This is a genomic window from Myxococcales bacterium, from assembly GCA_016717005.1.
Taxonomy (GTDB): Bacteria; Myxococcota_A; Polyangia; order Haliangiales; family Haliangiaceae; genus UBA2376.
Genome location: JADJUF010000001.1, coordinates 337,484 through 349,257 on the forward strand (window position 1 = coordinate 337,484; position 11,774 = coordinate 349,257).

General features: G+C 75.5%; 10 protein-coding genes. 4 read left to right on the forward strand and 6 right to left on the reverse strand.

From position 1 onward, the window contains the following. Positions 1-5 precede the first annotated feature (5 nt). A complete protein-coding gene (locus IPL61_01425) occupies positions 6-1,706 on the reverse strand; it encodes a serine/threonine protein kinase (protein ID MBK9029994.1) in 1,701 nt (566 codons plus the stop codon). 298 nt (positions 1,707-2,004) lie between these two features. Between IPL61_01425 and IPL61_01430 the strand changes: the two genes are divergently transcribed. Then, complete coding sequence (locus IPL61_01430; GenBank protein MBK9029995.1) at positions 2,005-3,195, forward strand: hypothetical protein; 1,191 nt, start codon at positions 2,005-2,007, stop codon at positions 3,193-3,195. Positions 3,196-3,211: 16 nt separating this feature from the next. Here IPL61_01430 and IPL61_01435 read toward each other — a convergent pair whose 3' ends face one another. Beyond that, positions 3,212-4,231, reverse strand: coding sequence for a M28 family peptidase (locus tag IPL61_01435; protein MBK9029996.1), 1,020 nt, complete (start codon positions 4,229-4,231; stop codon positions 3,212-3,214). A 41-nt stretch (positions 4,232-4,272) separates the two neighbouring features. Between IPL61_01435 and IPL61_01440 the strand changes: the two genes are divergently transcribed. Both IPL61_01440 and IPL61_01445 read left to right on the forward strand, forming a co-directional pair. Then, positions 4,273-4,836, forward strand: coding sequence for a TetR/AcrR family transcriptional regulator C-terminal domain-containing protein (locus tag IPL61_01440; protein MBK9029997.1), 564 nt, complete (start codon positions 4,273-4,275; stop codon positions 4,834-4,836). A gap of 256 nt (positions 4,837-5,092) precedes the next feature. Next, on the forward strand, positions 5,093-6,766 hold the full coding sequence (locus tag IPL61_01445) for an acyl-CoA dehydrogenase family protein (GenBank protein MBK9029998.1): 1,674 nt from the start codon (positions 5,093-5,095) through the stop codon (positions 6,764-6,766). 266 nt (positions 6,767-7,032) lie between these two features. Here IPL61_01445 and IPL61_01450 read toward each other — a convergent pair whose 3' ends face one another. Both IPL61_01450 and IPL61_01455 read right to left on the reverse strand, forming a co-directional pair. Next, the gene (locus tag IPL61_01450) at positions 7,033-7,770 is read right to left on the reverse strand and encodes an RsmE family RNA methyltransferase (protein MBK9029999.1); all 738 of its coding nucleotides are present in this window, start codon (positions 7,768-7,770) and stop codon (positions 7,033-7,035) included. Continuing rightward, entirely contained in the window at positions 7,767-8,192 is a 426-nt protein-coding gene (locus IPL61_01455; protein ID MBK9030000.1) for a rhodanese-like domain-containing protein, read from the reverse strand. Before IPL61_01455 ends, IPL61_01450 begins: the two co-directional genes overlap by 4 nt. Positions 8,193-8,313: 121 nt before the next feature. Here IPL61_01455 and IPL61_01460 point away from each other — a divergent pair, with 121 nt between their 5' ends. Then, entirely contained in the window at positions 8,314-9,849 is a 1,536-nt protein-coding gene (locus IPL61_01460; protein ID MBK9030001.1) for a hypothetical protein, read from the forward strand. On the opposite strand, the gene IPL61_01465 is transcribed toward IPL61_01460, so the two are convergent. Then, complete coding sequence (locus tag IPL61_01465) at positions 9,836-10,213, reverse strand: hypothetical protein (GenBank protein ID MBK9030002.1); 378 nt, start codon at positions 10,211-10,213, stop codon at positions 9,836-9,838. The two genes, IPL61_01460 and IPL61_01465, sit on opposite strands and share 14 nt — an antisense overlap. Beyond that, positions 10,210-11,709 (reverse strand): ABC transporter substrate-binding protein, encoded by a 1,500-nt coding sequence (locus IPL61_01470; protein ID MBK9030003.1) that lies wholly within the window; start codon positions 11,707-11,709, stop codon positions 10,210-10,212. The genes IPL61_01465 and IPL61_01470 overlap by 4 nt, the downstream gene beginning before the upstream one ends. Positions 11,710-11,774: the final 65 nt, after the last annotated feature.

The following is an 11,774-nucleotide window of genomic DNA, read 5'->3' on the forward strand; positions in this document are numbered from 1 at the left end:
CTCGATCAACGTGGGGGCAGCGCCGAGTCGGGGTTCCACACCGGCGCGGCCTTGCGCGACGTGCGGCGTGTCGACGAGCGATGGCGCGACGCGGGCGCGGTGAACGTCGCAGCGGGCGCCGAAGCCGGAGCCGGGGCCGCAGCCGCAGCCGCAGCGGGATCCGGAACCACAGCCGCAGCGGGATCCGGAACCACAGCCGCAGCGGGATCCGGAACCGCAGCCGCAGCGGGATCCGGATCCGGAACCGGAACTAGATCCGGAACCGCAGCCGCAGCCGGATCCGGATCCGGAACCGGAACCGGAGCCGGAACCGCAGCCGGAGCCGCAGCCGGAGCCGGAGCCGGAGCCGGAGCCGGAGCCGCAGCCGGAGCCGGAGCCGGAGCCGGAGCCGGAGCCGGAGCCGGAGCCGATCGCTGAGCCTGCGGACGCAACAGCAACACCAGCGCCACGGCGATCGCCGCCGACATGATCGCGGCGACCACCGCCACCCACATCAGCTGTCGCCGGCGGTGCTGGGCCATCAGCTGCGCGACCTCCGCCGACACCGCCGACACCGCCGACACCGCCGACACCGCCGGAGCGCCCTCCGAGATCGAGATCTGCATCGACCCGGTCGGCTCCGGCGCCGGCAGCGGCAGCGCGGTCTGCTCGTCGGTGCCGCGCGCCAGCACCGGCGCCCGCGGCGCGTCGAGGCCCACCGTCAGCTCGTCGACCGACTCGGCCGACCGCGCCGGCAGCAGCGCGCGCAGCGCCCGTCCCAGCCGCGCGTTCGACGTGGTGAGCCCGGCCGACGCCGCGAAGTCCTCGAGATCGAGCTGCAGCGCCAGCGCCGACGGGTACCGCCGCGTGCGATCCCGGGCCAGCGCCTTGCGCACGATCGCCTCGAGCGCCGGCGGATAGTCGGGCCGACGGCTCGACGGCGGCGGCGCGTCGCGATCGACGATCTGCCGCATCGCCGCGTACTCGTTGTCGTTCGCGAACAGGCGGGTGCCGGTCGACGCCTCGAACAGCACGATGCCCAGCGAGAACACGTCGGAGCGGCCGTCGAGCGGCTCGCCCTGACACTGCTCCGGCGACATGTACGCGATCTTGCCCTTCAGCGTGCCCGCGCGGGTCTCGGTCACGCGCCGGGTCGCCTTGGCGATCCCGAAGTCGATCAGCTTCACGCCGCCGTCGAACGCCAGGAGCAGGTTCGACGGCGTCACGTCGCGGTGGACGATCCCGAGGGGCCGCCCGTCCCTGTCCTTGCGCTCGTGGGCCGCGTGCAGCCCGGCCGCCGCGCCGATCCCGATCGTCAGCACGTGCTCGAGCGCCAGGCGCTCGTCGCGGCTCGCCAGCGTGTGCAAGACCAGCCGCAGATCGACGCCGTGGACGTACTCCATCGCGAAGTACAGCCCGTCGTCGCACTCGCCCATGTCGAACACCTGCGCGACGTTGCCGTGGCGGATCGCGGCGGTGAGCCGGGCCTCGTCGAGGAACATCCGCACGAACTCGGGGTCGCTCGCGTACTGCGGCAGGATGCGCTTGACCACGCAGATCTTCTCGAACCCGCCCGAGCCGGCGACCCGCGCCAGGTACAGCTCGGCCATGCCGCCGGCGGCGAACCGACGGAGCAGCTCGTAGCGCCCGAGCCGGGTCCCGGCCGGCACCATCTCGAGCGTCGGCTTGCGCGGCCGCACCCGCGCCGCGGTGCCCTCGACGGTCACGCCGGCCCCCCGGCCACTGTGTCCACGACGATCGCGCACCGGGAGCTGACCACGATCACCGTTGTGCGCGTTCCGGACGCAACGATCAACGGGGTCCGGATTTCGTCGGGCAGCTCACGCCCGCGGACCTGCGGGTACTGTCCGGGAAGCGGACACGTCCCGGGAGTCGGCCTACACCACCCACCGGGGAACTTCCCGAGGCTCGGCGCGCTGAACCGTGCTCGCGCCGGCCGGACGGCCCGGTCCGGCGCGCCGGGGCCGGCTTGTCGACGCCGCGCGCGTCGTGCGAGGGTCGGCCATGCTCGCTCGCTCGCTCGTCGCGGCCGCGCTCACCGGGGGCCTCGTGCTCGGCTGTGGCGGCGGCGGCGGGCCCGCGATCGATCCCGACGCCGCGGCGGTGGACAGCGGCGCCGACGGCGACGCCGTGGCGCCCGGCGACAGCGGCCGCGACGCGCCGCCCGCGGCCCCGACCTTCACGACCGTGTTCTCGCACCGCGACGCCGCCAACGGGCGCGACACCGCGATCGAGGACGCGCTGGTCGGCCTGATCGACGCCACCCCGGCCGGCGCCGAGATCCGGGTCGCGCTCTACACCTTCACCCGCTCGCCGCCGTCGGCGGCGCTGGTGCGCGCGGCGGCGCGGGGCGTCGACGTGGCGATCGTGCTCGACGGCGGCGCCGACGGGGTCGGGTCCGAGGTCGCGACGCTGATCGCGGGCCTCGGGGCCGCCAACGTCCACCTGTGCGACGCGCCTGGCACCGCGTGCGTCGGCTCGGGGATCATGCACCACAAGACCTTCCTGTTCTCGGCGCTGACCGACGGCCGCACCGACGTCGTGGCGCAGGCGTCGCACAACCTGACCACCACCCAGCTCACGATGCACAACAACGCGGTCATCGTCGCCGGCGACGCCGCGCTCTACGCGGCCTACCGCGCCACCTGGGACGACCTGTTCGCCGACGTCGAGATCCCGACCTACGACCGCCGCGCCGACGGCGACGGCCCGACCCACGTGCAGTTCTTCCCGCGGCCCACCGGCGATCCGGTGGTCGAGGCGCTGGCGGCGGTGACCTGCGACGGCAGCGCCCAGATCCGGGTCGCGATGGCCTACTTCACCGACGGCCGGCGCGCGGTCGCCGGCGAGCTGGCCGCGCGCGCGCGTGACGGCTGCGACGTGCGCGTGGTCGCCGGCGACGCCGAGATCCCGCTCGGTACGATCGCGGCGTCGACCCTGACCAACGCCGGCGTCGAGCTCACGCGCTACCCCGCGCGCAGCGGCTGGTCCCTGCACTCGAAGTACCTGCTGATCGACGCGGCGGAAGCCGGCGGCCCGGCCCACCACCGCCGGGTCTACACCGGCTCGCACAACTGGACCGACGCCGCGCGCGCGATCAACGACGAGACGCTGCTGACGATCGAGGACGACGCGGTCTTCGCCGCCTACCTCGCCGACTGGGCCCACGTCCGCGCCGCGGCCGCCACGCCCTGACCGCGCCGCGGCCGGCTCACTGCAGGCGGGCCTCGAGCATCGCGATCAACGCGCCGAGGTCGCCCTGCCGCGCGGCCGGCAGGTTGCCGTCGCGGTCACAGGTGGCCCGCAGCTGCGCGATGTGGGCCCGCGCCAGCGCGGCCTCGGGCGCGACCGCGGCCAGCGCGCCGACCAGCTCGTCGACCTCGTCGAGCGTGCCCTGGTGGAGCCGGCCGTCGACGAACCGGGGCGCGGCCCGGGTGCGGGTCGCGCGGACGAACCGGGTCAGCCAGCGCGCGGTCGCCGCGATCTTGCCGTCGTCGAGCAACGCCGGGGTGTCCTCGGGCGTGTGGTACACGCGCGACCTCCCGGCGGTCAGGAACAGGAACGGGATGCGCCGGGCCCAGAACGGCTCGTAGTCCGACAGCGGCGGCACGATCTCGGCGTCGGCCGGGCGCACGATCACGCCGGGCTCGGCGCGCTTGAGCGACGCCACCAGGTCGCAGGTGCCGACGCTGCGCTCGGCGCCCAGCGCGAACAGCGACGCCCCGACCTCGTCCGGCACCTCGGCCGGGCCGAACCGGTGCCCGACCAGATCCATGCAGACCATGAAGTCGATCACGGCGCGGTTCGCGTCCACGAACGCGCGCGAGCCCATCCCCCCGGTCAGGAAGTGCGGCGGCTCCTCGCCGTCGAACGCGGCGATGATGACGCCGCGGCCCGCGCGCTCGGTGGCCAGCGCCCGCGCGACCTCGACCAGCACCGCGACCGCGGCGGCGTTGTCGTCGGCGCCGTGGTAGACGTCGCGGCCGATCGTGCCCAGGTGGTCGAAGTGCGCGCCGACCAGCACGTAGCGATCGACGTCGCCGGGGATCGTCGCCAGCACGTTGGCGCCGCCGCAGCCTGGCACCGGCTGCTCGCCCGGATCGAGCCCGGCCGCGCGCAGGGCCGCCAGCACGATCGCCCGGGCCGCGTCGCCGCCGGGGGTGCCGGGGCGCCGCCCGGCGCAGGCGGGGCTGCACAGCTGCTCGACCAGGGCGCGCGCGCGGGCTTGCATTGGACTTACACCGTAAGCTTATGATGTAAGTCTGTCAAGCCATGCCGCGCCCGCCGCTCACCCGCGAGGCCATCCTCGACGCCGCCGTCGCGCTGCTCGACCAGGACGGCCTGCCCGGCCTGTCGATGCGCCGACTCGGCGCCGCGCTCGGGGTCGAGGCCATGTCGCTGTACCACCACGTCCCCAGCAAGGCCGCGCTGCTCGACGGCATCCACGAGCGGATCTTGCTGGCGCTGCCGCCGCCGCCGCGCGCGCGGACCTGGCAGGCCTTCGCCCGCCACCAGGCCCACGCGCTGCACGCGGCGCTGCGGGCCCATCCCCACGCGGTCCCGCTGTTCGCGACCCGCCCGGCCGCGACGCCGGCGGCGACCGCGCGCCTCGAGCGCTATCTGGCCGTGCTGGTCGAGGCCGGCTTCGCGCCGGTCGACGCCCTGTCGGTGATCCAGCTCCTGGCCCAGCTCGTGGTCGGCCACGCGATGTGGACGTCCGAGGTCGGCGTCGTCGACGTCGTCGGCCCGCCGCGCGCGCGCGCGCCGACACGCTCGAGCGCGCGATCGCGCGCTGGGATCCCGATCGCGAGCTGGCGCTCGGCGTCGACGCGTTGATCGCCGGCTGCGCGCGCCTGCTGGCGTGACCGCCGTCCGCGCGACCACCGCGTCGGCGCGCGGCGATCAGCGCGCTCATGGTGCCGCTGGGCATGAAGGGACCCGCGTCCGACGATCGGGGGAGGCCCGCCCGCCCGGGCCATCTCACGATCAGGTGAGGCCCGGCAGCCAGCCCCGGCAGCCCAGGCCCGGCAGCCGGAGCCGGAGGCAGACGATGTCGGCCGCCGGCCGCCCGGCGGTCGGGTACGTTCGGGCCATGGCGTTCATCCAGGACCCGCCGCAGCTCGGCAACACCTTCGCGAGCGATCGCATGCTCGCGTCGTTCATCGATCGCAGCTTCGAGCCGGCCGAGCGCGCCGCGGTCACCGGCCCGCTGCAGCAGCTCGGCGAGCTGGCCGGCGGTCACTTCTACCGGCTGGCCCTGGCCGATCGCACCAACGAGCCGGTGCACACGCCCTGGGACGCCTGGGGCAACCGGATCGATCACATCGAGGTGTCGCCGCTGTGGCGCGAGGCCGCGGGCCTCGCCGCCGAGCGCGGCCTCGTGGCCGCCGGGTACGACCGCGCCCGGGGCGCCCGGGCCCGGCTCGAGCAGTTCGCCCGGGTCCATGTGATCGGCCCGTCGCTCGACGTCTACAGCTGCCCCCTGGCCATGACCGACGGCGCGGCGCGCACGCTGCTCGACAGCGGCAACGCCGCGCTGATCGAGCGCGCCCTGCCCCGCCTCACCTCGACCGATCCCACGACCGCGTGGACCTCGGGCCAGTGGATGACCGAGCGCACCGGCGGCTCCGACGTCGGGCTGTCGGAGACCGTCGCGCGTCAGGACGCCGACGGCACCTGGCGCCTGACCGGCACCAAGTGGTTCACCTCGGCGACCACCGCCGAGATGGCGCTGACCCTGGGCCGCCCCGAGGGCAACCCCGCCGGCTCGGCCGGCCTCGCGCTCTACTACGTGCAGGTCAAGGACGCGGCCGGGCGCCTGGCGCCGGGCATCACGGTCAACCGGTTGAAGGACAAGCTCGGCACCCGCAAGGTGCCGACCGCCGAGCTCACGCTCGACGGCTGCGTCGCGATCCTGGTCGGCGCGCCCTCGGGCGGCGTCCGCGCGATCACGCCGATGCTGTCGTTGACCCGCACCTGGAACGCGGTGTCGTCGGTGTCGGGCATGCGCCGCGCGCTCGATCTGGCCCGCGACTTCGCGACCCGCCGGCGCGCGTTCGGCGCGCTGCTCAGCGCCAAGCCGCTCCACGTCGACACCCTGGCGGGGCTCGAGGCCGAGGCCGCGGCCGCGTTCATGCTCGCGTTCCGCGCGGTCACGGTGCTGGGCGCGTGCGAGCACGGCGGTGACGACGCCAGCCAGCAGCTGCTGCGCGCGCTGACGCCGATCGCCAAGCTCACCACCGCCAAGCAGGCCGTGGCGATCGCGTCCGAGGCGATCGAGAGCTGCGGCGGCGCCGGCTACGTCGAGGACACCGGCCTGCCGCGGCTCCTGGCCGACGCCCAGGTGCTGCCGATCTGGGAGGGCACCACCAACGTGCTGTCGCTCGACACCCTGCGCGCGCTCGGCAAGGGCGGCGCGCTCGAGACCCTGACCGGCGACGCCGCCGCCCACGCGCGCACCGTCACCGATCCCGGCCTGACGCCGGCGGTGGCGACCGCCGCGGCCGCGCTCGCGCACGCGCAGCGCTGGCTGGCCGCGACGATGGCGCGGCCCGACGCGCTCGAGGCCGGCGCCCGCCGCGTGGCCCTGACCTTGGGCCGCGCGCTCGAGCTGACCTACCTGGCCGCCCACGCGCAGTGGTGCCAGGACGCCGGCCACGCCGCCGCCGGCTTCGTCGCGGCCGCGACCCGGCGGTTCGCGCGCCACGGCGTCGATCTGATCGACGACGGCGACGATCACGCCGACGCCCGCGCGCTCACCGCGTGAGCGCGACCGTCACGCCGCCAGCCGCACCAGCCGCACGCGATCACGCCGACGCGCGTAGCGGCGGCGCGCCCGCCGCCCCCGCCGCCGGCCGCACGCGATCACGCCGACGCGCGCGCTCACCGCGTGCGCGCGGCGATGGCGTCGCCAGCCGCACGCGATCACGCCGACGCGCGCGCGCTCACCGCGTGCCCGCGACGGTCACGCCGCGAGCCGCGCCAGCCGCACGCGATCACGCCGACGCGCGCGCTCACCTCGGCGCGCGGCGGTCACGTCGCCAGCCGCGCGAGCAGCGCGAGCTGCGCCAGCGCGCCGGCGACCGCGGCCTCGACCCGCAGGACCGCGTCGCCGAGCGACACGATCGTGAAGCCGCGCGCGGCGAAGGTCTCGACCTCGCGCTCGATCCAGCCGCCCTCGGGGCCGATCGCCAGTGTGGTCGGCAGGGTCGCGGCGCCGGGCGCGCGCTCGATCACGACGCCGCCGCGCGCGTGCGCGCACAGGCCGCGGCCGCCCGAGGCGATCGGCGCCGCGCCGTCGAGGAAGCCCATCAGCCGCGGGTGCACCTGCACCGGCGGCAGGTGGGTCGAGACGCCCTGCTCGGCGCCGAGGCGCACGTGCGCGGCCAGCTCGGCCGGCGCCAGCCGCGGCGAGCCGAGGTACGCCTTGTCGACCCGCCACGCGTTGACCAGCTCGATGCGCGCGACGCCGAACGCCGCGGCGATCTCGAGCGTGCGCGCCAGCACCTTGGGCCGCGGCACCGCCAGCACCAGCGCGATCGGCGCCGGCGGCGCCGCCGGCGTCAGCGTGGTCACGTCGAGCGTCAGCTCGACCGCCGCGGCGTCGATCGTGGTCACGATCGCCACGCCGAGCCCGCCGCCGACGACCCCCGCGCGCACCGCCTGCCCCACCGTCACGCCCAGGACCGCGCGCAGGTGCGCCGCGCGCCGATCGGTCAGCCGCACCCGCCCGTCGACGAGCTCGGGCTCGTCGAGGAGCAGCAGGTTCACAGCTTCTCGACGCGCTGCCCGGCCTCGGTCCAGCCCATGATGCCGGCCGGGAGCACCTTGACGTCCTTGTAGCCCATGGCCACGGCCTTGGCCGCGGCCTCGTGCGACGCGCCGCACTGGGTGTTGGCGCAGTAGAACACCAGCGGCTCGGCCTTGTCGGCGGGCAGCTCGCTGGCGGCGTAGGTCTCGTAGTCGGTCAAGAGCACCGCGCCGGGGATGAAGCCGACGTCCTTGCGGGTCTTGGTGCCGTTGGCGTCGACCGGGCGCGCGGCCTTGGCCGCGAGCTGCTTGGCGAGGTCGTCGACCGAGACCTCGGCCGGCGCGGCCTTGGCGGCCGGCTTGGCCGAGTCCTTGGAGCAGCCCGCGGTGACGGTGGCACCGAGAGCGAGAGCGAGCGTCAGCGCGAGCGAGGAGATCCGCATGCGCGAAGCCTACCCGGGGTCGGCCGGTCCGCAAAGGCCACGACACGGCCAGCCGCGAATCGTCCCGGCCGCGCGCGCGTTGCACCCGCACGCGACGTTAGAGTCGCGCTCGGAGGCACTGGTGAACATCCGCAACAGCCTGGGAACGATCGTGCTCGCGGCCGCGCTCGCCGCGTGCGGCGGCGGCAAGAAGGACGCGCCCGGCGCCGGCACCGGCGGCAGCGCCGGCACCGCCACGCCGACGCCGACCGCGCTCGCGGCGCCGCCGCTGGGCGTCGACGCGGTCAAGCGCATGAACTACGTCTACGGCCCCGGCGCCAAGGACTACGAGAAGGTCACCGCGGCGTACAAGGCCAAGGCCCGCGACTGGGCCGCGATCAAGGCCGCGGCCGAGGCCACGCTGGCCAAGGACGCCGATCACCTCGACGCGCGCTGGGCCCTGGGCGAGGCGCTCGCCAACACCGGCGACGCCGCCGGCGCCACGCCCGCGCTCGCGGCGGCGCTCGCGGGCGACTGGCTGCGCTGGGGCCCCGGCCTGGCGCAGGATCCCGACCTCACCGGCTACCTGGCGACCCCCGAGGGCCAGGCCCTCGCCGAGCTGTCGGGCAAGCTGCGCGCCGCGGTCACGACGATCGTGACGACCCAGCCGCTGGTGCTGGCGCGGCGCTCGGGCTGGAAGTCGCCCAAGCCCGGCACCGGCTACGCCGCCACCCGCGGCGAGCTCTACGCCTACGACGTCGCGAGCAAGCGCTACCTGCGGGTCACGCACACCGATCACTCGCTCGCGGGCTACCTGCGCGCGCCGTCGGGCGAGCTGTTGCTGGCCGGCTTCAGCCAGGCCGAGGTGCCCAACCCCGCCACGGCGCCCAGGACCGCGGCGCCGCTGCTCACGCGCTCGTGGGTGAGCGCGTGGAGCCCGACCGACTTCACCGAGACCAGCGCCAAGGCCGCCGTCGGCAAGGCCCGCTTCGTCTGGGCCGGCTACGGGCCCGGCGAGCAGATCGTCGTGCGCACCGCGCCGGCCGTCGGGCGCTGGGCCCCCGGCACGATCACCACCTACGTCGTCGATCGCAGCACCGGCAAGCTCACCAAGAACCCCGGCGCCAAGCCGGCGGGCCCGGCGGTGCTGATGACCCTCGACGACGTCGTGATCGAGGACGCCGGCGGGTTCCCGCCCGAGCTGCCGCCGGCGGTGGCCGACAAGCTCGCGGCCGCGGTCGACGTCGATGAGCGCGGCAACCCGCGCCTGGCCGCGGTCGCGTGGTCGCCGGGCCGCACCCGCATCGCCTTCGCCAGCGCCACCGATCCGTGCGCCACCGGCGACAGCGCCGCCAAGCCGTCGATCTACATCGGCGACGCCGCGACCGGCGCCTACAAGCACGTGCTCACCGCCGACAGCCGGTTCCGGGCCCAGTGGCTCGACGACGATCGGCTGATCTACGAGGACGGCAGCGGCGGCCTGCGGCTCTACGACGCCGCCGCCGGCCGCGAGCTGGCCAAGCTCGGCGAGCGCGCCGGCCTGGCGCTGGCCACGCTGGCGCCGACCGCGGCGCCGCTGTGCCGGACCGAGCCGATCGTCGACGATCCCGACGCGGTCGACGAGCCGCCCCCCGACGAGCCGGCCGCCGATCCGGCCGCGCCGGTCACCCAGCCTTGACGCCGGCCAGGTGGCGCAGCGCCGCGCCGATCGTCGGCGACAGCGCCGCCAGCGGCTCGGCCCCGGGCTCGCACAGCACCAGCCAGTCGCGGGCGCCGGCGTCGACCGCGGCCCGCCAGTGCAGCCGCGCCAGCGCCCGGCCGCCGGACAGGGCCAGCCGCGGCGCCGCCGCCAGCTCGGCCGCGACCGCACGGTCGAGCGGCCGGCCGTAGCGCCGCAGCACCACGACCAGCGCCAGCTCGGTGACCCGGCCGCGCTCGACCAGGTCGATCACCAGCGCCAGCTCGCCGCCGCGCGCGGCCAGCGCGGTGCGCTCGACCGTGCTGTCGGGCCGGATGTGCTCGTCGATGACGAACGCGGTCACTGCTTGACCACCTCGGCGAACGCCGACCACCGCGCGTTGGGCAGGACGTGGTAGCCGGTGACCGCGCGGTTGACGATCGCGACGTTGTCCTCGTGCCACAGCGGCACGATCGGGAGATCGCGCGACAGCAGCGCCTGGGCCTGGGCGTACAGCTCGACGCGCCGGGCCCGATCGCCCTCCTGGCGCCCGGCCTCGAGCAGGCGGTCGACCTCGGGGTTGACGTAGCGCCAGCGGTTGGTGTCGTCGGGGTGGCCGACGTCGGGGATGCGCGACGAGTGGAAGTACGGATAGTACATGTCGGGCTCGGTGATCTCGGCGGTCTGCATCGACGCCAGCTGATAGCTGCCCTTCTTCACGTCGGCGAAGAACGTGCCGAACTCGAACGGCCGCACCTCGACCTCGACGTCGAGCTCGGCCAGCTGCGCCGCGATCACCCGCGCGATCGCGACCCGGAACTGATCGCTCGAGGTCTTGTAGACCAGCGCCAGGCGCGGCGCGCCACCGGGGCCGTCGGGATCGGGGTAGCCGGCGGCGTCGAGCAGGCGCCCGGCCTCGGCCAGATCGCGCACCAGCGGCTGCGCCGGCGCGCGGTAGGCCCAGTGATCCGGCGGCAACAGCCCGGTCGCCAGCACCGCCCGGCCCGCGAACTTGCGCGCGACGATCGTCGGCCGATCGAGCGCCAGCGCCAGCGCCCGCCGCACCCGCACGTCGGCCAGCAGCGGATCGCGGGTGTTGAACATCAGGTACGACAGCACGGTGGACGGGCCGCGCAGCTCGGCCAGGCGCGGCCGCGCCAGCACGTCGTCGATCAGATCGGGGCGGATCGCGTTCTGGACCAGGTCGGCCGAGCCGCCGGCCAGCATGACGATGCGCGCGGCGGCGTCGCGCACGACCCGGATGTCGATCTTGGGGACCGCCGGCGCCGGGCCCGCGAAGTACGGGTTGCGCGACAGCCGCACCCGATCGTTGCCGAGCGCGTCGACCCGGTACGGCCCGGCGCACAGCGCGATGCCACCGGGGAACTTGTCCTTGGCGTCGGCGCCGTGGCGGGCGGCGACGCCGAGATCGACGTCGGTCATGAACGTCGCCAGCGGCAGCCGCAGGTGGAAGCGCACGCGCCGATCATCGCGCCGCTCGAACGACACGAACCGCTCGCCCATGGTCTTCGAGCCGCCGGCGATCGTCGACTCGTAGGTCCAGGCGACGTCGTCGGCGGTCACCGGCGTGCCGTCGGAGAACCGCACGTCGGCGCGCACGGTCGCCTCCCAGGTCAGCGCGTCGATCTGCTCGATCCGCTCGGCCAGGCCCAGGCGCGGCTCCGAGTCGGGCGCGTCCATGACCACCAGCCCCGGGCACACCAGCCGCGACAGCTTCTGATCCATCGAGCTCACGGTCACGCGCGGATCCGAGGTCCGCGGCGGGCTCTCGATCAGCACGACCAGGGTGTCGTCGGGGGTGCGGTGCGTGCGCGGCGTGCACGCCGCGGCCGTCGCCAACGCGATCGCCGTGATAACCTGGACGGGTGAGTTCATCGGGCCGTCGCGGCCGTGCGGTCGTCACC